Annotated in this window: 17 protein-coding genes; 10 read left to right on the forward strand and 7 right to left on the reverse strand. The window is 42.4% G+C overall.

Going from position 1 to position 26,438, the window contains the following annotated elements:
• The first annotated feature begins 67 nt into the window (after window positions 1-67).
• Window positions 68-706: a phosphoadenosine phosphosulfate reductase domain-containing protein gene (locus tag JMY02_RS09685; protein ID WP_021815346.1), complete on the forward strand. Its 639-nt coding sequence runs from the start codon at window positions 68-70 to the stop codon at window positions 704-706.
• 265 nt (window positions 707-971) lie between these two features.
• The gene (locus tag JMY02_RS09690) at window positions 972-1,922 is read left to right on the forward strand and encodes an acetyltransferase (RefSeq protein WP_201597600.1); all 951 of its coding nucleotides are present in this window, start codon (window positions 972-974) and stop codon (window positions 1,920-1,922) included.
• Between the two features lie 427 nt (window positions 1,923-2,349).
• On the opposite strand, the gene JMY02_RS09695 is transcribed toward JMY02_RS09690, so the two are convergent.
• The 3 genes from JMY02_RS09695 to JMY02_RS09705 all read right to left on the reverse strand — a co-directional run bounded on the left by JMY02_RS09695 (window position 2,350) and on the right by JMY02_RS09705 (window position 4,098).
• Entirely contained in the window at window positions 2,350-2,655 is a 306-nt protein-coding gene (locus JMY02_RS09695) for a hypothetical protein (RefSeq protein WP_021815344.1), read from the reverse strand.
• Between the two features lie 61 nt (window positions 2,656-2,716).
• Entirely contained in the window at window positions 2,717-3,556 is an 840-nt protein-coding gene (locus JMY02_RS09700) for a hypothetical protein (RefSeq protein ID WP_201597601.1), read from the reverse strand.
• The gene (locus JMY02_RS09705) at window positions 3,553-4,098 is read right to left on the reverse strand and encodes a PAAR domain-containing protein (RefSeq protein WP_201597603.1); all 546 of its coding nucleotides are present in this window, start codon (window positions 4,096-4,098) and stop codon (window positions 3,553-3,555) included. Before JMY02_RS09705 ends, JMY02_RS09700 begins: the two co-directional genes overlap by 4 nt.
• A 219-nt stretch (window positions 4,099-4,317) precedes the next feature.
• Between JMY02_RS09705 and cysG the strand changes: the two genes are divergently transcribed.
• From cysG to JMY02_RS09720, 3 genes are all read left to right on the forward strand, one after another.
• Window positions 4,318-5,916: a siroheme synthase CysG gene (cysG, locus tag JMY02_RS09710; RefSeq protein ID WP_201597605.1), complete on the forward strand. Its 1,599-nt coding sequence runs from the start codon at window positions 4,318-4,320 to the stop codon at window positions 5,914-5,916.
• A gap of 171 nt (window positions 5,917-6,087) precedes the next feature.
• The gene (locus tag JMY02_RS09715; protein WP_201597607.1) at window positions 6,088-7,674 is read left to right on the forward strand and encodes an exonuclease SbcCD subunit D C-terminal domain-containing protein; all 1,587 of its coding nucleotides are present in this window, start codon (window positions 6,088-6,090) and stop codon (window positions 7,672-7,674) included.
• Window positions 7,675-7,773: 99 nt separating this feature from the next.
• Complete coding sequence (locus tag JMY02_RS09720; protein WP_201597609.1) at window positions 7,774-11,685, forward strand: AAA family ATPase; 3,912 nt, start codon at window positions 7,774-7,776, stop codon at window positions 11,683-11,685.
• Between the two features lie 96 nt (window positions 11,686-11,781).
• On the opposite strand, the gene JMY02_RS09725 is transcribed toward JMY02_RS09720, so the two are convergent.
• On the reverse strand, window positions 11,782-16,644 hold the full coding sequence (locus JMY02_RS09725) for an NAD-glutamate dehydrogenase (protein WP_201597611.1): 4,863 nt from the start codon (window positions 16,642-16,644) through the stop codon (window positions 11,782-11,784).
• Between the two features lie 455 nt (window positions 16,645-17,099).
• On the opposite strand from JMY02_RS09725, the gene purD reads away from it, so the two are divergent.
• Together purD and JMY02_RS09735 are read left to right on the forward strand one after the other, a co-directional pair.
• Window positions 17,100-18,428 (forward strand): phosphoribosylamine--glycine ligase, encoded by a 1,329-nt coding sequence (gene purD / locus JMY02_RS09730; protein WP_201597624.1) that lies wholly within the window; start codon window positions 17,100-17,102, stop codon window positions 18,426-18,428.
• Between the two features lie 261 nt (window positions 18,429-18,689).
• Window positions 18,690-20,084 carry an ABC1 kinase family protein gene (locus JMY02_RS09735; protein ID WP_201597613.1) on the forward strand — a complete coding sequence of 465 codons (1,395 nt, stop codon included), beginning with the start codon at window positions 18,690-18,692 and terminating at the stop codon, window positions 20,082-20,084.
• Between the two features lie 139 nt (window positions 20,085-20,223).
• Here JMY02_RS09735 and JMY02_RS09740 read toward each other — a convergent pair whose 3' ends face one another.
• The gene (locus tag JMY02_RS09740) at window positions 20,224-20,904 is read right to left on the reverse strand and encodes a class I SAM-dependent methyltransferase (protein WP_201597615.1); all 681 of its coding nucleotides are present in this window, start codon (window positions 20,902-20,904) and stop codon (window positions 20,224-20,226) included.
• Between the two features lie 211 nt (window positions 20,905-21,115).
• Between JMY02_RS09740 and JMY02_RS09745 the strand changes: the two genes are divergently transcribed.
• Both JMY02_RS09745 and JMY02_RS09750 read left to right on the forward strand, forming a co-directional pair.
• Window positions 21,116-21,307 (forward strand): DNA gyrase inhibitor YacG, encoded by a 192-nt coding sequence (locus tag JMY02_RS09745; RefSeq protein WP_201597626.1) that lies wholly within the window; start codon window positions 21,116-21,118, stop codon window positions 21,305-21,307.
• Window positions 21,308-21,345: 38 nt separating this feature from the next.
• Window positions 21,346-22,527 carry an aspartate aminotransferase family protein gene (locus tag JMY02_RS09750; protein WP_201597616.1) on the forward strand — a complete coding sequence of 394 codons (1,182 nt, stop codon included), beginning with the start codon at window positions 21,346-21,348 and terminating at the stop codon, window positions 22,525-22,527.
• A gap of 172 nt (window positions 22,528-22,699) precedes the next feature.
• Here the strand turns inward: JMY02_RS09750 and zigA are convergent, their stop codons facing one another.
• The gene (gene zigA, locus JMY02_RS09755) at window positions 22,700-23,920 is read right to left on the reverse strand and encodes a zinc metallochaperone GTPase ZigA (protein WP_201597617.1); all 1,221 of its coding nucleotides are present in this window, start codon (window positions 23,918-23,920) and stop codon (window positions 22,700-22,702) included.
• Window positions 23,921-24,754: 834 nt separating this feature from the next.
• Window positions 24,755-25,654, reverse strand: a complete 900-nt coding sequence (locus JMY02_RS09760) for a LysR family transcriptional regulator (protein ID WP_201597618.1) — start codon at window positions 25,652-25,654, stop codon at window positions 24,755-24,757.
• Window positions 25,655-26,389: 735 nt separating this feature from the next.
• Between JMY02_RS09760 and JMY02_RS13800 the strand changes: the two genes are divergently transcribed.
• Window positions 26,390-26,438, forward strand: a 49-nt coding sequence (locus JMY02_RS13800; protein ID WP_406947755.1) for a hypothetical protein, incomplete at its 3' end; no start/stop codon positions are given.

Here is a 26,438-nt window from a genome sequence, read left to right on the forward strand (position 1 = left end):
TGAACCAATTTTTATAAAACTTTTATTCTTACTACCTTTTATATGAACCATTATTAAGGAATATATTATGAGCCAATTACACCCAAATCTAGATATCGATCAAGCCAACCAAGAACTACAAGGCAAGTCGCCAGAAGAAATCGTCGCGTGGGCATTGACTCAAGCAAAAAACCCAATTATCACCACCAATTTCCGCCCTTACGAGTCAGCGATATTGCATTTGGTCGCCAAGCAACGTCCTGACATTACCGTATTGTGGGTTGATTCAGGCTATAACACTGATGCCACCTATCAGTTTGCCAATAAGGTCATCCGTGATTTGAACTTAAACGTTGTCACGTACATTCCTAAGCAAACGGCTGCGCATCGTGATTCGACCATGAACGGTATCCCAGGTATCGACAATCCACAGCACGATGCGTTCACTGATCAGGTAAAACTTGAGCCATTCCGCCGTGCCTTAGATGAATTAAAGCCTGACGTTTGGTTTAATGCGATTCGCAAAGATCAAACAGAGTTCCGCCAAGGTCTTGACGTGCTTAGTTTGTCAAAAGATGGTGTCTTAAAAGTAGCGCCGTTGTTCGAAAAAACAGATGCTGATTTGGATATTTATCTTGAAGAGCACAACTTGCCAAATGAGTTTGATTACTTTGATCCAACTAAAGTAGAAGAAAGCCGTGAATGTGGTTTGCATACGCAGTTGTAGACAAACACCGAGCAATCAACAGTTTTAAGAAAAAAGAAGCGCTGACATTAAAATCACCGCTTCTTTTTTGCATTTGGTATTGCCCATCTGATTTAAATAAGACATAAAAAGTAATATTTTCAAAAAATCAGAGATTACTTTTTACGTTTTATCGTATAACATTGAGTCACTTTATGGCTTATCTTCAAAACCTGCACGTCATTGACCCATTTTTTACGTTAAACAATGAATGATGTTGTCGCCTTCATCAATATGGATATCTGTTATGCGCTCTATAAAAAAAATCAATTCACTCTACGAAAAGCTTCATGATAAATTGCCTTCAGTAGGCAAAGCCGCCTCTTTTTTGACAGGCGCTGGTGTCCTCACTGCCAATAGTATGGCCGTTGGTCTACCCATCTGGACTTTGGGCGCTGCTAAAGTATTGACCGGATCAAAGCTCGCTGACGATGCCTTGGTTGAGATTACCAAATACTGGATTAATAGTAATAATGCCGTGATTGACCATGCGCTACCCCATAAAGACTGGCGCATCAACCTTCCTGAAGACCTTAGCGAAGACAAGCAATATCTGCTGGTCAGTAACCATCAGTCTTGGGTCGATACCAGTATTGTGCAATACATAAGCCAAGACAGGTTGCCTTTAACGCGGTTCTTTACTAAGTTTAATTTGATTTATATTCCCGTTATCGGCCAAGCCTTTTACTTCTTAGACTTCCCAATGATTAAGCGCTTTTCTCCCAAAGCGATGGCGAAGAACTCAGAACTTAAAAATAAAAATTTAATTGAGGCTAAGCGCGCGTGTCGTCAATTAAAAAACAAACCTTTTGCCCTACTCAACTATTTAGAAGGGACGCGTTTTACTGCAGAAAAACACGACAAGCAAGGATCACCTTATCAGCATTTATTAAAACCACGAGCTGGCGGTTTGTCATTAGCGATCAATGCGCTGGGCGAGCAACTAGACTCGATCTTAGACGTCACTATCGTATATCCCGATGGCACGCCTGACTATGATGATTTATGGAAAGGCAATATTCGCCGTTTGGGCGTCGATGTGACACGTTTGGAGATACCCGATGCGTTATTTGCGGCGATTATGGATGGCGGTTATGACCGTGATGAAGCCACCAAAAAGATGATGTTTGATTGGTTAGAGGACATTTGGCAACAAAAAGATGCACGTATTACTAAGATGCTGAGTGAGTTTGCGTAAACAGTTGGTAGTGGTTAAATAGTGTTTATTTTTTGGCCAAGATCTACACTATTTTGTCACTTTCACCTCGATATTGTACTTTTTTCAAATTGTTTCCCAGTAAAATTCGTGCCGTAGGTGTTTTCTGATATATAAACGCTTATAGGATCGAGCGTAGTAGGCAGACCATTAATTGTCAGGTTATTATAGTCGTCTCGACCACTTTCTCTAATTTTAGGAGTAATCTTAAAATTAGCATCTGAAGAGGTTCAATGAAAGGTTATGTCATCAACCGCTGAATTTATTATTTCTATATTTGCCTCATAAGGCTGATTAAGGTAAGCGTCAGGCAATCTATTAGGTGATACTTTCACAGGATCGCTGCATCCTATTACTAGCAAGGAAATAAATGGAAGCATTAAATTCCTATTCATCATATGATGTCCATTTATTTACTGGGCATCACTTCAATCGTATATTTTTTTTCAAATTGTTTACCAGGGAAATTGGTTCCATATGTATCTCCTGCAATATAAATATAGATAGGATTTGATGTTGTAGGTGTGCCAGTAACGGTCAAAAGGTTATAATCTTTATAGCCTCCCTCTGCAATACTTGGAATAATTATAAAATTAGCATCAGACACTTCAGAGTAAAAACCAACTCCAACCACCACACCGCCTGAAATATCTATATTCGTCTCATAAGGCTGATTTAGGTAAGCATCAGGCAATCTATCAGGCGATACTTTCACAGGATCGCTGCATCCTATTACTAACAAGCTTGACACAAATATTATATATTTTTTTATCATTTTATTTTCCAATCACAATCGCTTGAAAATGGTATTTTTGAAATTCTGCGAAACTCAAGTTCAATTTTATAGGTCTGGCTATTTCTCCCCATGTAAATAATTTTAGCTTGACAGTATCAGAGGATTTTATGTCAGTCCTTATAGGGATGCCGTCACTATTGCGTAGCTGGTCAGTCCACATTACCCAATGGTTAGGGAGATTAACAGTAGGTAAGTTTTGCCCTGAAATAAACCCAGAGTTTACCAAAGAAATAACATGATAATTAGGGTTACTCTGATAGCTGTTTATTTTTATGATGTTTGTTGGTCTATCTAAAACGAATGTTTCAACGTGTCGATAGCCAGCTTTTTTAAACCAATCGATCATATCTACTGGCAAAGTAATTCCTGCTGCTTGGTCGAACGGTGAACTATAAGTCATAATATTATTAGTTGAGTCTCGTAGGCTTGCCAAGGTCATCCAGTCAATAGCTAAGATTCTTAATTCCTCTTTCTTCTTGAATAAATCTTTAGGGTTTTTTGTCCGTGCACTTGGCTCAATTTTCAAATCATTGATCGTTGTCTTACCATCTCTCCAAAGTTCTGCTACCGCCTGTTTATATAATTTAGGATGATCGATAAGTAAGCAATAAAAAAGAGTGGCAGGTCCACACAGAGAAGATGCCCCTTGAGTAGGAAATGTCTTAAGAGCCAATCTATTCACAAGCTCTTTATTCACTTTCGCTGCGGTAAAGGGATCTTTTGGGTTATTTAAAGGATGTTGCCGCGATATAAAAGGTCTTGGCGTAATCTTGGTAGAGCTATCTCCGCCTTTCATATTGCCGCTAGTGCTATTGCTCATTCGAACGCTCCCAAACCTTGTTGCCACTCTAAATCTAGTTTGACTTCAATTTCATCATCGGTGTCAGAATAAAAACGCTCCGTCCAGCCCTCTTCATCTGTAACACCTTGATAGGTCTGGCCACTCTGCTTATTTTTGGCAGTGTAATTGAAGTTGACATAAGGCATATCATCATCGTCTAAAAACTGAAAAGCGGTATTGTATCTACTCATGACCTTATTAGCATAATCCTGAGCTGCTTCTTTAATACTTTCCGATTGCTCAATACCCATCACTTCAAAATCTGACTCACAAAAAGATTGCTGAACTGCGATCAATTTAGCACCGCAGCTGGTCACATCTCCTGCCCGTGCGATTGGTGCGCCATCTACGATAAAAGAAGCATCTCCTGTTAGAATGGTGGTGACCTTTTTGCATTTTTTACATATCACCTTATCGCCCATGCGAGCGACTTGAACGCCGTTGTGCGTGGTATGCGGTGAACCTGTAATGACCTTGCCGCCATGAGTGGTCTTTGCACCCACGGTGATATAAGCTGCCATGGTCTTATCCTAAACTGCCTATTTTAAAACTGATACTATCATATAAAGTCATTAGCAAACAATTATCTATTTTTATAAATTTACTATTCCGCTTTTCAGCAAAAACTGTCATTATCATGTCAAAAACGAATATACTAATGCCAATTCACTACGTGAGCGTGCGCCTGTGATACCTCATAATGAGAATACATTTACATTGACTGAATAACTGGTGATGCTATGAACACCTTCCCGCTATTTTTTAAACTAGAAGACCGCAAAGTGCTTATCGTGGGCGGCGGTGAAGTGGCGCTGCGTAAAGCTGATTTACTCAGCCGTGCAGGGGCTTGTATCACTATTCTTGCACCAGATATTAGTCACGAGATACAAGAGCTGTTAAGTGATAGCAAGCACGAACTGATTTATGAGAATTATGATAAAGCGCATATGTCAGGCTCGCGCGTTATCATTGCAGCGACCGATGATGAGACCCTAAACCATCAAATTCATGCCGACGCCACTGATCTGAATATTCCCGTAAACGTGGTCGATACCCCTCCTTTATGCGATTTTATTTTTCCAGCGATTATAGATCGCAATCCCATTGTGATTGGTATCTCATCCAATGGCAAAGCGCCTGTGCTCGCCCGTCTATTGCGTGCACGTCTTGAGACATTGATCCCGCAGGGTTATGGAAAATTGGCCAAGCTTGCTGGCGATTTTCGCGCTGAAGTCAAAGCCAAAATTCCGACTTTGACTGGACGTCGGCAGTTTTGGGAGCGCGCATTTGAAGGTCAAGTCAGTCAGCTGATGTTTGCTGGTAATGAAAAAGAGGCGGCCGCACAACTGCAAGCTGACTTAGATAGTACAGCGGCCGCCATTCACAAAAAAAATGACGCTGAACCAGTAGCAAAAGAAGCCCCTACGATCAATCCTATAATGTCAGATGAGTCTATAGAAGAGGCGTCGGCGGTGGGAGAAGTATATATTGTGGGTGCAGGCCCAGGCGATCCCGAGCTCCTCACTTTTAAAGCGCTGCGTTTGATGCAGCAAGCAGATATTGTTTATTATGATGCGCTGGTATCACCGCAAGTATTAGATCTATGCCGCCGTGACGCTGACAAAGTGTTCGTCGGCAAAAAACGCAGCAACCATACAGTCGCACAGCTTGGTATCAATGAATTATTGGTTAATAGTGCCAAAGAAGGTCGGCGTGTGGTGCGCCTAAAAGGTGGCGATCCGTTCATCTTTGGACGTGGTGGCGAAGAGATTGAAAGTCTGCGCGCACATGGTGTCCCTTATCAGGTCGTACCCGGCATCACCGCTGCCAATGCCGCTGCCAGCTATGCAGGAATTCCGCTAACCCACCGTGATCATTCGCAGTCAGTGCGTTTTGTCACTGGATTTCTGAAGGCGGGCGCGCCCAATAACAACTTTAAGAGCTTTTTGAATACCGATGAGACAGTGGTATTTTATATGGGTCTACATTCGCTGGCACGCTTGATCGAAGGATTGATTGACGCAGGGCGCAGGGCGGACACGCCCATCGCCATTGTCTCTAATGCCAGTATGCTCAACCAGCAAGTATTGACTGGAACGCTTGCAACCATTGTTGCTCAGCAAGAAGAGGCACAATTACCAACGCCTGCCCTACTTATTATGGGCGACGTGGTCAGTCTTCAGCACGATTTGTCTTGGTATAATCAGCACAATCAAAATAGTGATCACACAGCGGACAACTGGCTACGTGAAGGCGTTTTTGCTATCAATAAAGACAAAACAACATCTACACGCCAGCAAGCCCATGCGCTGTCTATGGTTGCAAACCTTGCAGAGTAATAAGATAAGGTTTGAGACAGTAGGCTAGAAAACGTTTATCATTAATTTCAAGTATTTCCCAAAAGCCCTACCAGAGTATTGGTAGGGTTTTTTTAATACGTTGCAACAGAGCAAACCGCTACAAATCTTGCTAGAATGACTGTCTTTTACTATATGTCATTAAGCGCACCTATGCCCACACCTACCGTTTTAAAATCCATGCCCACCAAAGCGTTAAACGTTTTGCACACATCCGACTGGCATTTGGGGCGAAGGCTTTACGGGCGACTGCGCTATGATGAATTTGCCGCGTTTTTAAATTGGCTACAAGACACTATTAGCGCGCAGCACGTGGACGTATTGATCGTCGCTGGTGATATCTTCGATACTATGACGCCAAGCAATAAAGCCCAAGCGCTGTATTATGAGTTTTTGGGTAAAGTGTCAAAATCATGCTGTCAACATGTGGTTATTGTGGCTGGCAATCATGATTCACCGACATTTTTGGATGCACCAAGCCATGTCCTAAAGTTTTTGAACGTTCATGTGATTGGTACTGCTTGTGAAGACTTAAACGATGAGGTATTGGTTTTAGATGATGTAAATGGTACGCCGCATTGCATTATTGCCGCTGTGCCCTACCTGCGTGATCGCGATGTGCGTAGCAGTCAGGCTGGCGAGTCGGGTCAGACCAAAGACGCTAACGTTATCGCTGGTATCTGCGAGCACTATGATAAAGTGGCAGCCATTGCCAAAGCCAAACAAGCTGAACTCATCGAAGCGCATCAACGTCATATTCCCATTATCGCCACAGGGCATCTGTTTGCCGCGGGTGGTCAAACGACCGATGATGATGGGGTACGCGAGCTTTATGTTGGTTCACTTGGCAAGGTCTCAGCCGACATGTTTGATGCTGGTTTTGATTATGTGGCGCTTGGCCATCTACATGTTCCGCAGCGCGTTGGTGGACGTGAGAATATTCGCTACTCAGGCTCACCCATTGCTATGGGCTTTGGTGAAGCACGGCAGCAAAAACAAGTGTTACTTGTACAGTTTGGTGCTGCTGAATATTTTGATAATGATAGCTCAGGGCTAAACGTTATTCCTCAGCTTGTCAGCACAGATGCTAATGTTAAAACCACCACGGTTGAAAAGTCAGTAGAAAAAGCTGCTAAAAAAGTAGCAAGTCAGACAGCTGTCTATATGGATGACTTGTTTGGCTTTGATGAGTCCGTAGAAAACGATAACGTGGCAAACGTTACTGGCAAAGAAAACACTATCGAGCAGCAAAATCAAAGTATTGAGCAAACGACTGCCAATCTATCCACTTCACATGCGAACGCCGCCCTATTGCACCAAGATGACTCGTATCAAATGCAAGTCATTCCCTTACCCATTCCAAAATTTCAACAATTAGCGCAAATATCTGGTGACTTAACAACGATTGCCCAAACCATTGACACGCTTAGCCAAAATGAAGTGATTTGGTTGGAGATTATTTATACAGGGGACGACGTCGTCAGTGAGTTGCGCGAACAGATTCAAGCAATGATAGATGATCTGCCGTGTGAGGTATTAAAAATCAAAAATACGCGCACTTATAACAAAGTTCTTAATCAGCAGCAAACCTCTGAGACGCTACAAGACCTAGACGAGCAAGAAGTTTTTGAGCGGTGCTTGACGGCTCATGATGTCCCTGATGCACAAAAATCCACCTTACGAGATGCTTATCAGCAAATCGTTTATGGCTTGCATCACGAAGATAAACAGGCCGAATAATACGAGTTGCTTATGCCGTTTGTCCATCATCAGCACCATTGCTACCGTATGTTTCATCATTATTCTTCACAATAATTCTCATAAAGATAAGAGTTGCCCATGCGCTTAATTGAACTCAGACTCAAAAACCTCAACTCGCTAAAAGGCGAATGGCATATTGATTTTGCTGACACCGCTTTTACCAATGAAGGGATATTTGCAATCACTGGACAGACAGGCGCTGGCAAGACCACCATATTGGACGCTATTTGCTTGGCACTCTATAGCCAGACGCCAAGATTGGGCGATATCACTGGGTCGACAAATGAGATCATGACACAAGGCACGGGTGAATGTTCGGCAGAAGTCATCATCGAGATAGATACCATACGCTATCAATGCTCATGGTATCAGCATCGCGCTCATAAGAAAGCCAAAGGTAATCTATTACCGATTAAGCATGAAATCAGTGAGGTGAAAACGGGTAAAATCTTGGAGGAAAAAAAATCCAAGACGTCGGCCTATATCCAAGAGTTAATAGGTATGGATTTTAATCAGTTTACCCGCTCCATTATGCTGGCACAGGGCAGTTTTGCCGCCTTTTTAAAGTCAGATATTGGCGATAGAGCGGCTATTTTAGAAAAAATAACGGGTACAGATATTTATGCCAAAATCTCATTAAATGTCCATGAAAAGAAACGCTTTGAGGAAGACGTGCTTGGCAAGCTACAAGCGGGTATAAATAGCTTATCGTTATTAAGTACTGAAGATGAAAAACTGCTGAAAGTTGATTTAGAGAGCTTTAACCAGCAGCAGAGCAAGCAGCGCCAAACCTTTAATACCTTGAGTGCGCAATTGCAATGGCTGGATAGTGTTCAGCAGTTGCAGCAAAATCTCTTAACTTACCAGACCGAATTTTCAGCAGCACAGCAAGCACAGAAAACCTTTATTCCAGAAGCGCAGCGCTTAGAAGTGGCTAATAAAGCCTTAGAGATTGACAGCCAATTTCGAGAGCTTAGCTATAGCCGAGACACGGTCAAGAGATTGAGTCTTGAGCAGCAAGATTTGCTTAATAAGATTCCAACTCAGCAAGCAGCACTGGCACAAGCTTCAACTCATTTAGAGAATATCAATACCACTGCAAAGCAAGCCACGGACAACCTCCAGACCACCTTGCCTGTTATTGCAAAGACGCGCGCGTTGGATGCTGAGATAAAACAGCAATCCTATTCTTTAACCAATGATAATCAACGTAAAGACCTATTAGTCAATAGTACGAAACGATTACGCCAAGAAATAGCCAAGCACAGTCAAAAAGAACAAGAAACGAAGGCTCAGCTTAGCAGTATAGAAAAGTACTTTCGCGATTACCAAGAGCTAAACGACCTCGATACAGATATGGAGAAATTTGATAACAGCTGTCGCCAATTAATGGCACTGCTAGAAGATAATACCAACCTAACGGCTGACAAACTTGCCTATAGTAATCAAGCTCGCCAGCTACAGGCTGATTTTGATAAATTATCTAAGCAGCAAGATGTAGAGAAGTCATTAATAACGCAGCAACGCGGTCAACTTGCCAGCCTACAACAGCAGCAAGCCACACTCATTCAAAATCAGCCCATTGCTCATATGCGTAGCGAACAAGAGCAAATCGATCGAATCAGTACTCAGATTGCGCAAGCCAACATAAAGTTAGAACAGTTGTCGGAGCGTACTGGCCAAATTGACCACATCAATGCAACGTTACCCACACTGAACCAAGAGCTTCAGATTTTAGAAGGTTTGATTGCCAGTCGCAAGATGGATATTGAAGACGCTAAGAGTAAACGACAAGAAAAACAGGCTCATCTAAATTTACTGCAAAAAGTTGCTAAGCTTGAAGATTATATAGTAGCGCTAGAAGATGGGTCGCCCTGCCCGCTTTGCGGTGCGCATGAGCATCCTTATGGTAAACATCACCCGTTACTAGACAATAATATCGATGCCAATGCCGCCCAAAACCAACCATCTAAGACGCAATTAACTCAGCAGCACATAGCTGAACTAGAAACCGTTATTGATAATCTTGAGCAGACTTTATCCAAACATCATATCGACCATGCCACCAAAAAAGAAGCCATCAAAAATCAACAGCAGCAGTTAGCGCCCTTACAGCAGCAATCTAAAATCTTATACGCAGATATTCAGTCTTACTTATCCTCACTATTTGACACTGAGAATAATTATTCTGAATCAACTATGACGATTATCAATCCACTTGCACAAATGATCAGTGATATAAATACAACCGATATTAATATCAATCACTGCTTATCCTTATTAGACACCGTAAAACACAAACTGACTGAGCATAAACAGTCTCTTAAAACGATAGTGGTTAAATATGACAACCTAACTGAAAGTGCTGTAATGCTCAGCACTGACATCGAAGCCGATGAAAAGCAGCAACAGCTACTTAGTCGTGACATTAATAACCTGACCACGGATAGCAAGCTCAATGCTCAAAAAATGGAAAGTATCGAAGATAAGATTGCCACTAATTTTTCTGAACTAATACCCATAATGACCAATATTTCATCTTTGGTGAGTAAGTACCCAACGGATAAATACGAGAATCATTTAACTATAGCGCTCAAAGCGACTGACGTTCACGGCGCACTAAAGCAACTGGATAATAGTTTTGATAAACAAACGGTAATAGAAAGCGCAGACTATGACAGTCATATTGAAAAACTTCGTCAGCAGCGCAGCGCGTTAAGTCAGCTAAAACAACAGTTTAATGAGCAGAAAAACAGCCAACAGCAACTTATAAATACTTTGAGCAGTCTGACGGCGAATATCGATAGCAAGCAAACACAGCTCACCGATGATGAGACAGCGCTCACAGGTTTAGAGAAATTAATCGATAATAAAACCAAATCTATCGAAAAACTAAAGACAGACAGAAAAGCGCTATTCGCAGATAAAGATACAGACCACGAAGAAAACCAGTTACGTGGTGCTGCTGATGAAGCTAATGCCAAACAAGTCATAGCGCAAAGACAGCTAGATACTATACAACAGTCTCTCGTGCAGTTAAAGATTAGAGAGCAACAGCTAGCCACAGAGCTACAGTCGGCGGCGACTACACTACATAAGCAGCAAAACACCTTTACTGATTTACTGGTAGAGTCACATTTCGCAGATGAAGCCGCTTTTGTTAGTGCGCGTCTGCCTAAAGAAGCGCGTGAGGCACTACATATACGTAAACTGGCAATTGATAACGCGCTACAACAGGCTAAGGTGCAGTTAGACAATTCCCAGCAAGCGCTAGAGCAAAAAATTGCCACACCTATGACAGATGAAGACCGAGAAACACTTGCTGGCAAGCATTATCAAATACAGACAGATATCGATGAGTTAAGTCAAAAAATCGGTGTGCTTGATCAAAAGCTCAAGGATAACGACAACCAAAAAGGACAACAGGCAACGCAGCTGATTGCGATTGATGAACAAAAACAAAAACTACAAGTTTGGCAGCAATTACATACGTTAATAGGCTCAGCAGATGGTAAAAAGTACCGCACCTTTGCTCAAGGATTGACGTTTCAGGTGATGATCAAACATGCCAACAGCCAACTACAAAAAATGAGTGATCGCTACTTACTCATTCATGATGAAGACAGTCCTCTTGAGCTCAACGTTATTGATAACTACCAAGGCGGTGATATTCGCAGTACCAAAAACCTTTCAGGTGGTGAAGGTTTTATTATCAGCTTGGCGCTCGCACTTGGACTGTCACAAATGGCCAGCCATAATATCCGTGTGGACTCGCTATTTTTGGATGAAGGGTTTGGCACACTTGATGAGGAATCGCTTGATATTGCGCTTGATACCTTAACCAGCTTGCAACAAGAAGGAAAATTGATCGGAATCATCTCGCACGTACAGGCGTTAAAGGATCGCATCTTGACCCAAATAAAAGTAGAAAAAATCTCAGGTGGTTTCAGTCAGATTACTGGTCAAGGTTGCCAGAAAGTCATCAATTAAAACTTAACTATATTAATCCACATTTATGAAAATAAAAAACCACCGTTACTCAATAGCGGTGGTTTTTTTCAACGAATAAACTGACTTGACTATACTTTACTTAGTGACCAGACCACTTAACTCACTCATCAATACTGAAAGAGTTGATAGTCCCACTTGACTGTTTTCATTATTGCTATGCAGCTCATCAAGTTTGTGCATTTCTGCCTCTACTGACGCCAGCTGATCTAAATGGCGTGAGCGCCACTCGCTAAACGCTTGCTTCGCATCAGGTTTTGACAGTACCGCATCCATCAATAGGCGCAAGCTACGTGACAGCTCGTTCACTAAAGCATGGCGGGCACGGCGATCCCAATAATCTTGCTGCGGTAAAATGGCGATATGGTCCATCATCCAATCTAACTGCAATACTTGATAGGCCTCAAAGTATAGCGTTGCAATCTCATCGACAGGACGCGCATATTGCTCAGCCAAAAGAGCGGCATCTAGCGCATCGACATGATATGGCAGCATGGCAAACAAGGCAAACAAGGCAGCATCATTATTGGACAGATCATTTTGCATCAAGCTTGTGGTGTCTTCTTGCAAATACTGCGCAAATTGCTGTTCGATGAAACCGCCTGATTTGGTCAGTTTTTCGACACTATTGCCAAAGCGGCTAATCATATCAGCGACTTGGAGGTCTTGACCAAAGGCATTGATAAACCACACAACACCGCGCTCAAGCGCATCACGCAGACGCAGCTCAAGATTTAGCAGCAACTTGGCATCAACTTGATTGTCCAGCGCTTCAAGCGTCTTCCAAGCTTTTGATACATTAAAGACATCACGGCTGATGGCATAGCCACGAACGATGGTTGCCAATGATTGATCGGTCTCTTCATAGAGACGGAACAGTGCTTCAATACCCAAACGGTTGACGACACTGTTGGTCAAATAAGTACTGATGATTTCACGATGCAAGCGGTGTTCGGTCATCTCATCAAAGAAGCGTGACGCCAGCTCATCAGGGAAGTATTTACGCAACTCGTTGATGAAGTATGGGTCATCTGGTAAATCAGATAATAGCAATTTGTCATAAACCCACATTTTGCCATAAGCCATGACGACGGCCAATTCAGGATTGGTCAGGCCAGTATCCACTTTTTGACGTTTTGCAATTTCTTCATCTGATGGCAGATATTCGATCGCACGGTCAAGACGGCCTTCACTTTCTAACATTTGAATAAAACGTTGATGCTCGCTCAAATTTGCTGTCGCAAGGATATGGCTAAGCTCAAGCGCTTGCGGCTGTAGGTAGTTTTGGCGCAATACCAACTCTGCCACTGTATCGGTCATGCTCTCTAACAGCTCATTGCGCTGCTTCAATGTCATATCCCCTTGCTCGACGACTTTGCCCAGTAGGATTTTGATATTGACTTCGTGATCTGAACAATTCACACCGCCTGAGTTGTCGATGGCATCGGTATAAATGCGGCCACCCGTTTGTGCGTATTCAATACGCCCTTGCTGGGTAAAGCCCAAATTACCGCCTTCGCCAACGATAGCAGCACGCAGCTCGTTACCATTGATACGCAGCGCATCATTGGCACGGTCTCCAACATCAGCGTGTGTTTCGTTAACGCTTTTGACATAAGTACCAATACCGCCGTTCCAGAGCAGATCAACAGGTGCCCGTAGTAAGGCACTAATCAAATCGTTAGGAGCCAGGCTGTCTTCACTAATATCAAAAACGGCCTTCATCTCTGGGCTAATGGTGATGGTTTTGTCTTGACGAGAGAATATACCACCGCCTTGGCTGATTAATGATTGCTCATAATCTTCCCACGATGAGCGCGGCATCTCAAACAAACGGGCTCGCTCTGCATAGGAGCTGGCAGTATCTGGATTGGGATCAATAAAGATATGTAGATGGTTAAAGGCTGCAACCAGCTTGGTATGGGTTGAGAGCAACATGCCGTTGCCGAATACGTCGCCACTCATATCACCAATACCAACCACGGTAAAGTCATCACGATTTTGGATATCCATACCGCGCATACGGAAGTGACGTTTGACCGACTCCCAACCACCGCGCGCCGTAATACCCATCGCCTTATGATCGTAGCCTACCGAGCCACCTGAAGCAAAGGCATCATCCAGCCAAAAATTGTATTCAGCAGCCAAGGCGTTGGCGATATCAGAGAAAGTCGCGGTGCCTTTGTCTGCAGCAACCACCAAATACGGATCGTCTTCATCATGGCGCACAGTGTTGGCTGGCGGGACAATATTGCCATCGATAATATTGTCGGTAATATCAAGCATACCTCTTAGGAACGTCTGATAACAGGCGATACCTTCAGCTTGGAATACTTCACGGCCATCTGCCATGGTTTTATTTTTGACAATAAAGCCACCTTTTGAACCCACAGGAACAATGACCGCATTTTTGACCATCTGTGCTTTGACCAAACCTAGCACTTCGGTACGGAAATCTTCCATGCGATCTGACCAACGCAAACCACCACGAGCCACTTTGCCGCCTCGTAAATGCACCGCTTCAACACGCGGTGAATAGACAAATATCTCAAACATTGGCTTGGGCAATGGTAGATTTGGAATGTCTGCTGCCAAAAATTTAAACGACAAACGGTCTTTACGCTGACCATTTGTATCCGTTTGATAAAAGTTGGTGCGAATCATGGCGTTAATTAAGTCTAAATACCAACGCAAGATACGGTCTTCATCTAAGCTATCTACATCTGCGAGTGCTGCATTGATCTGTGCTTGAAATTGAGTGGTTTTTTCTTGGCGCTCATCCGTACTATATTTAGGATTCATACGAGCATCGAACAGACTACCCAGCGCTACACTGATATCGTTGTTTTTTACAACCGTTTGTTGAATATAGCTACTAGAGAACGGTGCTTTTGCTTGCATCATATAACGCGATAATGCCCGTAGCAACACCACATCATAAGTATCAAGATTGGTCGTCAATATTAGCTCATTGAAAGAATCGCTTTCGACCTGTCCTGCCCAAATCTGCTTAAGGCTGTCTTCAAACTGACCACGTACCACTTGCATATTGACAGTATCAACATGCTCTAGCGTCAGCTCATACTCTTGCATCCAGATAGGTTGTTCTGGTAGGTCGAACTCATAAGTCTGGGCTGAAATGACCGATACCCCAAAGTTTTCGAGGATTGGCAATACTTTGGATAAGATGACCGGTTCCTCACGACCATACAGTTTGAGGTGTAGCTGGTTTCTGGCATCACCCGTTGACTGATACAAATGCCAAATCATTGGTTGCTCTGCTGTCAGTTTGGCCAAGCGTTTGGTGTCTTCAACGGCAGTACGGGCATCAAAGCTTTCTTGATAAGCTGCAGGAATATAATTCAAAAAGCGACGGTTTAACGCATTGGCTTGCTGCTCACCCACATTATCGAGTAGCATTTTTTGATAGCTGTCATTCCATGATTGCATCAATGCAGACAACTTAGCTTCAAGCGCTTCTGTATTAACGTCATTCACTTGGCCTGGCACGGTGCGTACATGTACATGGACGCGAGCATGAGCAGATTCGTTGAACTCAGTCGTAAATCCTGAAGATGTCCCGCCATAAGCTTCTTTTAGAACGTTTTGTACCTTGATACGTAGCTCAGTGTTGAACTTATCACGCGGAATATAGACCAAGCAAGAAACAAAACGTTGATAATGATCGACACGGCTGAACAAGCGCAGACTCTTTTTGTCTTGCAATTGGCTGATGCCAGAAACGATAGGATACAGTTCCTCGACGCTGGCTTGAAATAAGTCATCACGTGGCAGTGTGTTAATCACGTGCATCAATTTATGATGAGCATGACCATCACGTGGCAATTCTGCCATCATCATAATCTTATTGGCTTTGTCACGTAACAAAGGTATTTGTTGTACGGTAAGCTGATAGGCTTGAGACGTCAGTAAGCCAATGAATCGATATTCACCGACCAACTTGCCATTGTCATCAAATTTATGAATACCCAAAAAGTCCATATATACCGAGCGATGTATGGGTGATACGCGGCTTGATTTCGAAAGCATCAGTACGCGAGGCTCAGTCAATAGTTGCTTCAATACTTTAGGCAACTGGCTAAAGCTTTCTGACAATTTATCTTCTTCAGCACCACGCAACAAACCAAGACCACTATTGCCAATGGCAAATAAGTCCAAGTCAACAGGTTCAGCATTGGTTTTTACTTCGATAGACTGACCGCCTTCTAAACGGTATTCACGGTAACCTAAGAAAATAAAATGGTCGTCTAATATCCAATCTAAAAACGCTTGTATCTCTTGCTGTGAATAAAACACTTCTGGCAACGGCTTATTGGCCAGTTCAGCTTTGATATCAGTCAGCTGCGCACGCATTTGCTTCCAATCACCAACGACCGTATCTAGAGTATCAATTTTGGCCAGCAGCGTTTGTTGCAGCGTGTCTAAACTTTCATTATCTTGATACGCAATTTCACAATGAATCAAAGACAAATGAGAGGTCGCACTTTCATGTGCGCCTTCGACATGAATAATTTGTCCATCATCGTCACGCTTAACACTAACAATGATGTTATAAGTACGGTGTACATCAATCCCTTCTGCTTCCAGACTCATTAGGATAGTATCGACTAAAAATGGTCTGTCATAAGCCACGATTTGAATTACGGTATGCGAGCTGTGAAAATGTTGCTCTTCTGCCTTTGGGTTGAACACCGACAATTGCGGCTTGCTACCATCATAGGCTTGGAGGAGCGTAAAGTGATGGAGCGCCATGCCTGCCAAGTCAGCATTGCTGATGGCTTTTGCTGTCTCTTGATGCAGCGGCTGATAATAGCTATGAATAAAATGGTCAAATAACGATTTGTCTTTTTGTACATAACTGGTAGCAATATCGCTTATTTGGCTGATGCGCTCTTTTGCGATACTGAGGGAGTTTGGCATGTCCTTCGTCCTTTTTTACAAGTTTGGTTTGTCATTTATTTATTTGAGTTTATTAATCGGTATTACCTACTCACACCGCATGAATATATTGAATATTATTGATGAGGTGAAATAGTCCATCCATTTATGCAAATTATTCTATTTTTTCTTGGTTTTTTAAGTTTTTCTCCTTGTTTTACTCTTATATTTTAAGAATATTTAGCAATCAGGATTTAATACCATTAATCTAGTGAAGTTTAACGCACATGGGGCGTTAGCTAAAGCGTACAACATCATTTCATGAATCAGCAACACTTCGATAACATTTGCTAATGAGACAGGCCGATGTTTTATTGCGGATTCATCGCTGGCAAGTGGATACTCATGGCAATCGGTACAGATTTTTTGTTAGAATACGCCGATGTACTGAAAAGTGTGTGAATAACTCATTATTAATTTTAAGGGTCAGACGTATGATGAATATTTTGGTGATTGGTTCAGGTGGTCGCGAACACGCACTAGCATGGCAATGTGCAAAAGATAATAAGGTAAAAAATATCTACGTCGCGCCGGGTAATGCAGGCACTGCCCTTGAACCTAAATGCCAAAACGTTGTTTTAGAATCAAGTAATGATGCTAACGAACACAGCGCGGTCATTGCATTTTGTCAAAACAACGCTATTGATATGGTCATCGTTGGTCCAGAAGCGCCGTTAGTTACTGGCATCATCGATGCTTGCCGTGATGCTGGTATCAAAGCATGGGGGCCAACGGCATATTGTGCGCAGTTAGAAGGCTCAAAAACATTTGCCAAAGAATTTATGGCACAGAATAATATTCCAACAGCGGCTTATCAAGGTTTTACGGATGCCACTGCTGCCAAAGCTTATATCGATGAGCAAGGCGCACCAATCGTTATCAAAGCAGATGGACTGGCCGCAGGTAAAGGTGTCATTGTTGCTGAAACCATCGAACAGGCGCATGAAGCAATAGATGACATGCTTGCGGACAATAAATTCGGTGATGCTGGTAGTCGTGTGGTTATCGAGCAGTTTTTGCAAGGCGAAGAAGCCAGCTTTATATGTATGATCGATGGTGAAAACATTTTGCCAATGGCGACCAGTCAAGATCACAAACGTGCATTTGAAGGTGATACAGGGCCGAACACAGGCGGCATGGGTGCCTACTCTCCTGCTCCAGTCGTGACGCAAGCAGTCCATGACAAGGTGATGGCACAAGTTATCCAGCCAGTGGTTGATGCGATGAAAGAGGCGGGTCACCCCTACACTGGTTTCTTGTATGCAGGCTTGATGATTGATAAAGCGGGCGACCCTTATGTCATCGAGTTCAACTGCCGTTTTGGCGACCCAGAAACACAGCCTATTTTGATGCGTTTGCAGTCTTCGATGGTTGATTTGGTCGCCCAAGGGCTGGCAGGTCAATTGCCTAGTGATGCTAAATGGGATACGCGCCCAGCTCTAGGTGTCGTTGTTGCCTCAAAGGGCTATCCTGAAACCTCATCAAAAGGTGATGTGATCGCTGGCTTGCCAGAACTTGAAACCTCTAACTCCAATGCCGTTAAAGTATTCCACGCTGGCACCGCGTTTTCTGATAGCAATGTAGTAGATAATGAAAAAGAAGTGATAACCAATGGCGGACGTGTATTATGTGTCACCGCGTTGGCAGATAGTATCTTAGATGCTCAACAAGCCGCATTAGCCGTCACAGGAGCAATTAGTTTTGATGGTGCACAGTATCGTCGAGATATTGGTCATCATGCCATCGCTCGTGAAAATGCTAAATAAACTATTAGCAGTCAGTCGATAAATTATTTGGGCTGATTTATATCATTGTTCTTATTCGACCTAGCTTTATGCTAGGTCTTATTTTTATCACCATTGTTTACAATCATACTTCAGCTTACAAAGTAACAGCCATCGTTCAGCTAAGGCTCATCAACGAAATAGGCTTTATATGGTACAATTTTGTACCTGTGCATCAGATCTCCCTTGTATTGTAGGTTTCGAACCCACACATCAATAGCAACTGGATGAATGATTATATTTATGGCAAATGATACGTCTAAACCTTTTAGCAATAAGCAATCAATTGATAATTTAAAAACCTCAGGATTTGAGCGTCGAATGTCGATTGCCAAAACTTCCTTAAATATTGGTCGTCGTTGGGCGGGCAATAGTGTGTCTGGCATGTTTTTGAACAAAGAAGCACGCACAGCACGTAATCAAATATTTATGGAAACACAAGCAAATTATCTCGCTTTAGAGCTTGGTAAATTAAAAGGTTCGGTTGTTAAAATTGGTCAAATGCTGGCGATCTATGGTGAGCATATATTGCCACCCGAAATCACACGTGCGCTGCAGACGCTGAATGATGATACAGCGACCTTATCATGGCCAACGATGGAACTCACGTTACGTCAGTTGTTGGGTGATAAGTTAAATGAGCTTGACGTTGACCCCACTCCTATTGGAACCGCTTCTCTCGCCCAAGTCCACCGTGCTACAGTCATCGCAACTGGTGAACAAGTCGTGTTGAAAATCCAATATCCAGGTGTGGCAGATGCCATTAACTCGGATCTTGCTTTATTTAAGCAACTATTAAAAGTAAGTAATATTGTTCCGCAAACCCGCTCACTCGATGCGTGGTTTGAAGAGATACGCGACCTACTCCATCACGAGGTTGATTACGAAGCAGAAGCCGCGACAACAGAACGTTTTTATGAACGTTTAATCAACGATCCACGTTATATAGTCCCTAAAATTAACCGTACTTATTCCACAAAACGTCTATTGTGCATGTCTTACGAGCCAGGTATTACTGTGATCTCTGATGCACTGCAATTGCTGCCTCATGAGCGCCGTAATGCCATCGGTCAAGCGGCCATTGAAATCATGATGCAAGAAATTTTTGTGTGGGGTGAGATGCAGACAGATCCAAATTTTGGTAATTATTTGGTTCGTGTGAGCGATAATGAAGACGATGTTGATAAGTTAGTATTGTTAGATTTTGGTGCTATTCGTGAGTTTGATAGTCATCTATTAACTATCGCTCATGGCTTATTAAAAGCTGGTTATCGCCATGACCATCAAGCAATGATGTTGGCAATGACTGGTTATGATTTTTTCGATAGTATGAGTGACAAAGTACGTTTTGATATTGCTTCGTTGTTTCTATTGGCTACTGAGCCTTTTAGTGACCCTGTAATAAACCCTGATATTCCTGCTGATTGTTTGGATGAAAACAATCGTTATATTTGGGCGAATAGTAAACTGCACTCGCGCCTTTCTAATAAAGCAACACGAGCAATGCAGTCTTTTGAATTTAATCTCCCACCAAAAGAGTTTATGTTTATCAGCCGTAAGTTTATTGGTGCTTACACCTTTTTGACGGTTTTAGACGCATATACGGATTCTAATAAGTTGGTAAAGCCGTACTTATGATGCAGATTATTATCGATTTTTTTGACCGCTCTTTTAGGAGCGGTTTTTATGGCTTATATTTAATTTGCTTAGGCTATTTTATATATGTAATAATACTAGGTATTAGCATACGAGGTGATTATTTTTATATAATGGGTACTTAGGCTATTCCTTGATTAACAGCATCAACCTGCCAATCGTCAAATCTTGTCTTATAGCCTTTCGGTTTTTGCATGCACAGCTCCCAACACGTTTCGCCGCGTGCTAAATACTTAACCTCAAAGTGCGTCCGCTGACTGTCAATGGGCACTTGATAGCGAACATTTGGTAAGCACCATACTTCAGTGGCTTGTTGCTCTGCATTGTCCATATATGCTTCGATATTGGTTACTAGCGTCACTTCCCCGCCTACTTGTAAGCGTGATAATAGGAATTCAAAAAAAGGCATATTCAACCATTGTTGATTAGGGTTGTGCTGCTCAGGATTGGGATAAAGAATAAAAATTTTCGCCACACTACTAGGCGCGATAGCATGAACGATCCAAGCAATCGCATCAGCATGGATAGCATCCAGATTTGATGCGTTTTGCACTGTTGCCAATTTGGCAAAAGCCTCAAACTTATTACGCGTACGCTCGATCGCAATCAAATGCTTATCAGTGTTTTGTGCTGCAAAGCTAAGCGCATGCTTGCCCTTCCCTGCACCAATCTCTAACATCAAAGGCAAATTGTCTTTATTTTCACCAATTATGTTTGGAATCATAAAATCACGCGGTGCCGAGAGCTTGTGCGGTTGGAATGCTCTCGCCTGTTGATGCGTAAGCTCAATATTGTCAGTCATCTACTGTCCTTAAGGTATTTGTCTTTTGTCATTATTCGACCACATGCTATTATATAGCCAATCGATTTCAATAGTAATATAGCGATCACGCGCAACCCGTTACAGTAGTCTATCAATCGTAACGTAGATAGAGATGTACAAGCCATGCGAGCCGCCATTCGCTAATAATACCAATTGTTCAAGCAACCTCAAGGATCTGTTTACCTTTATTATGAATGACTCTACTTCCAATACCTCACCCAAGACTTATCCTTGTCCACGTTGCGGCACGCAAACGACATGGCAAGACAATAAATATAAGCCATTTTGTAGCAGTCAATGCAAACTGATTGACTTAGGTGCATGGGCAAATGAAGACTATACTTTACCTGCAGAAACCACGCCTTTCTCTGACGAACTATAACCCCTACTTTTCAATTTACTACACCAAGGATATTTTATATGTCTGCTACTTATCTGATGCCCACTTATAATCGTCAACCAATCAGCTTTACACGTGGTTTGGGCAGTTGGTTGTATACCAAAGACGAGACGCCTTATTTGGATGCACTCACTGGTATCGCGGTATGTGGACTGGGACATTGCCATCCACAGGTGACTGACGCCATTCAGCAGCAAGCGGCTACCTTAGTGCATACGAGTAATCTATTTGGCATCGATTGGCAAGAACGTGCTGGAGAAATTCTTTGTACTTCTGCCCAAATGGACAGTGTATTTTTTGCCAATAGTGGTGCTGAAGCAAACGAAGCGGCGTTAAAACTGGCACGTCTGTATGCATACCAGCAGGGCTTTAAACGCCCCAAAGTCATCGTTATGGAGCAGTCATTTCACGGCCGTACTTTATTGTCCTTATCAGCCACTGCCAATCCAAAAGCGCGTGAAGGGTTTTATACCTTAGATGATGACTTTATTCGTGTACCGTTTGGTGACATTGCTGCGATTAAGCAAGCCGCGCAAGATCATGATGAAATCTGTGCCATCTTTGTAGAGCCGATTCAAGGTGAAGGTGGTCTTAATACCGCTGCCAATGGTTTTACTTATCTTGAAGAACTACAAGCAGAGTGTGACGCTCATAACTGGCTATTTATGCTGGATGAGGTACAAACCGGCAATGGACGTACAGGTAAGTACTTTGCGTATCAACACAGCAAGGCTCGCCCTGACGTATTGACGACTGCCAAAGGCCTGGGTAACGGCTTTCCAGTCGGTGCTTGTATGGTACGTGGCCGCGCCAATGGCTTATTCGGTGCTGGCAGTCACGGCTCTACTTATGGCGGTACGCCACTCGCCAGTCGCGTGGTACATAGCGTCTATGACGTGTTAGCAAACAGTGACATCATGGACAATGCTGTCACTGAAGGGCTATTCATCCGTGAGACTATGGTTGATGCGTTAGGGCAATATGGTGTGAGTAGCCGCGGTGCTGGCATGATGATTGGTATCTCACTACCTGAAAATATGGACTGTAGCCAGCTGGTAGATCGTGCGCGTGATGAACAAAAACTCATCATCAACATCACGGGCGGTCATGTTGTACGCTTATTGCCGCCGCTTAATATGAACCGTGATGAAAGCACACAAGTCGCTGAACGCTTGATTGATTTATTGAAACCGTCTTTTTAGAAGATGTCTTAATCTACAGTAGGTCGTGTTGAACACGCCCTACTATTAGACCTGATATATTCTAATAATTTTCGAGCTTTTAGAGTCATGCTCTCTAAAAGCTCTCTTAAATTAACGTCTCGACAACTCTTAAGACGCTATGCTCTTATTAATTCTGACAAAGACCATGAATTTAAGATATTAAATCAGTCCAACCTGTAAAAGGGTTATCCATCAATTGCCACTCATCAGGGCCTTGATTCATCTCTTCATCAGTAAGTAAGCAAGAATCAAACTGTGCAATTAGGTTTGATTGATCCATATCCATTCCAATCAACACGATTTCTTGACGCGCATCTCCCGTACGAGTATCCCAGTTGTCCTCTATAATATTGCGATTTTGCTGATCTTGTGGCCATTCATCCTCAGGAATTGAAGCCCACCAATATCCAGCTAATCCATGTCTTGCCATTGCACCAGCTTGCGACCAAGTACCGGCGAGTTTAGGATATGCGGCCAACCAAAAGAACCCTTTTGATCGAACCACTCCATTCCATTCTGTATTGATAAAGTCATAAAAACGCTGAGGATGAAATGGACGTCTAGCGCGATAAACAAAGCTGCTGATTCCATATTCTTGTGTTTCTGGTGTATGTTCTCCTCTAAGCTCTTTTAACCAGCCTGGTGCTTGAGACGCTTCTTCAAAGTCAAACAAATTTGTGTCTAATATTTTATCTAAATCCACTTGGCCAAATTGTGCAATTTCTATTTGAGCTCTTGGATTTAAGGAATGAATAATCGCCATCAATCTTGATTTTTCTTCTTCTGATATCAAATCTACTTTATTCAGTACGATGACATCACAAAATTCAATCTGATCAATCAGTAGGTCAACCACGGTACGCTCGTCTTCTTCGCCCAGCGACTCGCCTCGAGACTGTATACTGTCATAAGAACTGTAATCTTTCAAAAAATTAAATGCATCAACCACTGTCACCATCGTGTCTAAACGTGCAAACTCATCAAGACAAACGCCCGCTTCATCTTCAAAAGTAAAGGTTTCTGCAACAGGTAAAGGCTCAGAGATTCCAGTAGATTCAATGACCAATTGATCAAAACGATTGTCTTGCGCAAGGCGTCGTACCTCTAGCAACAAATCTTCTCGTAACGTACAGCAAATACAACCGTTACTCATTTCAACCAACTTCTCGTCTGTTCGAGAAAGCTCAGCGCCTCCCTCCCTCACTAAAGCCGCATCAATATTAACCTCAGACATATCATTGACAATAACTGCTATTCGCCGTCCCTCACGATTGTTTAAAATATGATTAAGTAAGGTGGTTTTTCCTGCTCCCAAAAACCCAGACAGTACTGTGACAGGCAGTTTTCTTTCGATGGCTAAAGAATCATTCATTGGCTTTCTCTCTTTTATTGACCGACATACTCTTAACAACTTTACTTTTTACGTTGAACTGACTGTTTATATTTATACCAATCAAACACACAACGAGCAGACATAAACATACTTACTATTTTTGTTATGTTATAACATTTCGTTATTATATTCAACTAAGTTTTAGACAGTAGCGCATATTGACTTGATTGATGCTGCTAAAAAAGCTAGCCAATACGCTCATTCGTAGGACTAATAGCAATCATTACTTAGGATGCAGAAAGAAGTGAAGCGAAAGCACAGAAAGTGATTAAGGAAATTTACTTCATTTTGATAGATGCGCGTCAGAAACAGTTTTTGGATATTGCAAAGATATTCAATGGCCTACTGATCATTGACGCACACAGCAATAAACCGAAGGATGTATTAAAATCAATGCACCAAACGTTATAGAGTGGAAGTTATGAGGTAATGATAGAATCATAGACGTCGAATGTTTCCAACAACAATCTATGAGAAAAACCTAGGCTCTAAGATTATGAATTGCTGTAGTATCGTTTACATTTATGGCCATCAGCCAAAAAGCTACTTATTTACTTGATAAATGCAGTAGGGTCAGCAAATATAAGAGATTCTTACACAAAAACTTATTCAACCATTACAAGATATGGATGTAACTTACCAACTAAATAAGGGAGAAGAATTAAGTCTATTGTCGATGATCGAAAGAGATTTTCTAAGGAAATGGATTGGAATATTTAAGTGTAACAGTCGAGAGAATCTACATTTAGTATTAAAAACTTAGATTCTCTCGATGTTTCCTTTCACCTAAATGGGATGAAATACTATCAATATCTAATTGGCATGGAAGTATTTTTTTAATACTTCTAAACAGCGAGTGATTTTGGCTGGCTGTTGTTCGCGATTTAAGGTAACCGCGTAGAGCACAAAGCTTGACAGCTGATAACCAGTCAATACTTCGACTAAATCGCCACTTTCAAGCTCCTTTTTGATATCCATCTCCATCATTCTAACCAGACCATGACCTTCTTTGGCCAATGTCGTAGCCATAAAGACGTTATTGGTATAAATGCGCGAGTTCATTTTGGTGCGGGTTTTTTTACCCGTTTCTGTTTGAACCAAATCAATCTGGTTGGCGTCTTTCATGATTTCAATACAAATCAGCTGATGATCGGCCAAATCTTTGGGCGCTTGCAGCTTGGTATGCTGACGTAGATACTGCGGTGAGGCGACAAGCATTTGACGTACATCCGTCAATGGATGACTGCTTAGATTAGAGTCATTAATAGTAGGGCTCATACGAATGGCGATGTCGATGCGCTCATCAATCATATCAATATAATGATTGTCCGCCAGATAAGTGATACTGAGATCATCATGAGCCGCCATCCATGTAGAGAGTGCTGGCAAAATATGATTAACACCAAGCTCAGGCGTGGTCGCCACACGCAAACTGCCCGCTAGCTCGTCACGTAGCTGATTGACCTTAATTCGACCTTGCTCAGCAGCACTGACCACGTCTTTGGCGGCCTCATAAAAGCTCTCACCGGCTTCTGTTAAGCTTAGCTTACGGGTTGAGCGATGCAATAGCACCACGCCCAGCTCATTCTCTAATGAGCGAATTTGTTGACTGACTGCACTCGTTGTAATACCAAGCTCACGAGCAGAGCCACTAAAAGAACCATGTCCAACCACACTGGCAAACACAGCCATACCGCGTAAATTATCTAACATATTCTCACCTAAGCTACGTTTTAATTTTTAATATAACTTAACCATTATAACGGATTTTAAATACCACATTGATATTAAATCCTTTGTTATGATTCAGATAGACTTATTTTACTTATAAAAAAAGCAAAAATATCAAGGCGATAGTAACAGATCACCTTGATATTCTATATGGGTATTGTGTCTAATAACTATATATACTTTTAAATAATTTTAACAATAATATTTTTGATTGTTTAATACAACTGAACCTTACCCATTTTTCCTTCACCGCGCTCAGTCAGATATTGCATCACTGGCGTATTAAGCAGTTTGGATTCTGCCACAGTTTTAGCCTGTACCAAACGTTTCTGTTGACGACGTTCAGGGGTTTTATCATCAGCTTGCATGACGCTACTATCAATTTTTAGGTCAATTTCTGCTTGCATGAATTGCTGTTGCAACTTTGCAGCTAATTGTTGAAAAGTAACTTGCAGATGCCGACTGTCCACACTTGTCATAAAGGTGGCTTTACCATTACACAAGCCTGTCATCATACCTTGACGCGCCAATGCCAATTCATCTTGAGCGAGCACATCTGCTTCACGAGCCGTTTGTAGCCAATAATCCCATTTTTCTGGTGTCCACTCACCTATCAATTCTTGCGGAGGACAACGCAGCAAAGTACGTGGATCATCAGATTCCGATAATAACTGAGAATCATTTACATCAGGCTCAACAATCGGTTCAGGCTCAACAATCGGTTCAGGCTCAACAATCGGTTCAGGCTCAACAATCGGTTCAGGCT

The sequence above is a fragment of the Psychrobacter vallis genome (assembly GCF_904846715.1).
GTDB classification, from domain to species: Bacteria; Pseudomonadota; Gammaproteobacteria; order Pseudomonadales; family Moraxellaceae; genus Psychrobacter; species Psychrobacter vallis.

Coding starts and splice junctions, on each gene's coding strand:
- JMY02_RS09685 (WP_021815346.1), top strand. CDS start 68: ATGAGCCAATTACACCCAAATCTAGATATCGATCAAGCCAACCAAGAA.
- JMY02_RS09690 (WP_201597600.1), top strand. CDS start 972: ATGCGCTCTATAAAAAAAATCAATTCACTCTACGAAAAGCTTCATGAT.
- JMY02_RS09700 (WP_201597601.1), bottom strand. CDS start 3,556: ATGAGCAATAGCACTAGCGGCAATATGAAAGGCGGAGATAGCTCTACC.
- JMY02_RS09705 (WP_201597603.1), bottom strand. CDS start 4,098: ATGGCAGCTTATATCACCGTGGGTGCAAAGACCACTCATGGCGGCAAG.
- cysG (WP_201597605.1), top strand. CDS start 4,318: ATGAACACCTTCCCGCTATTTTTTAAACTAGAAGACCGCAAAGTGCTT.
- JMY02_RS09715 (WP_201597607.1), top strand. CDS start 6,088: ATGCCCACACCTACCGTTTTAAAATCCATGCCCACCAAAGCGTTAAAC.
- JMY02_RS09720 (WP_201597609.1), top strand. CDS start 7,774: ATGCGCTTAATTGAACTCAGACTCAAAAACCTCAACTCGCTAAAAGGC.
- JMY02_RS09725 (WP_201597611.1), bottom strand. CDS start 16,644: ATGCCAAACTCCCTCAGTATCGCAAAAGAGCGCATCAGCCAAATAAGC.
- purD (WP_201597624.1), top strand. CDS start 17,100: ATGAATATTTTGGTGATTGGTTCAGGTGGTCGCGAACACGCACTAGCA.
- JMY02_RS09735 (WP_201597613.1), top strand. CDS start 18,690: ATGGCAAATGATACGTCTAAACCTTTTAGCAATAAGCAATCAATTGAT.
- JMY02_RS09740 (WP_201597615.1), bottom strand. CDS start 20,904: ATGACTGACAATATTGAGCTTACGCATCAACAGGCGAGAGCATTCCAA.
- JMY02_RS09745 (WP_201597626.1), top strand. CDS start 21,116: ATGAATGACTCTACTTCCAATACCTCACCCAAGACTTATCCTTGTCCA.
- JMY02_RS09750 (WP_201597616.1), top strand. CDS start 21,346: ATGTCTGCTACTTATCTGATGCCCACTTATAATCGTCAACCAATCAGC.
- zigA (WP_201597617.1), bottom strand. CDS start 23,920: ATGAATGATTCTTTAGCCATCGAAAGAAAACTGCCTGTCACAGTACTG.
- JMY02_RS09760 (WP_201597618.1), bottom strand. CDS start 25,654: ATGTTAGATAATTTACGCGGTATGGCTGTGTTTGCCAGTGTGGTTGGA.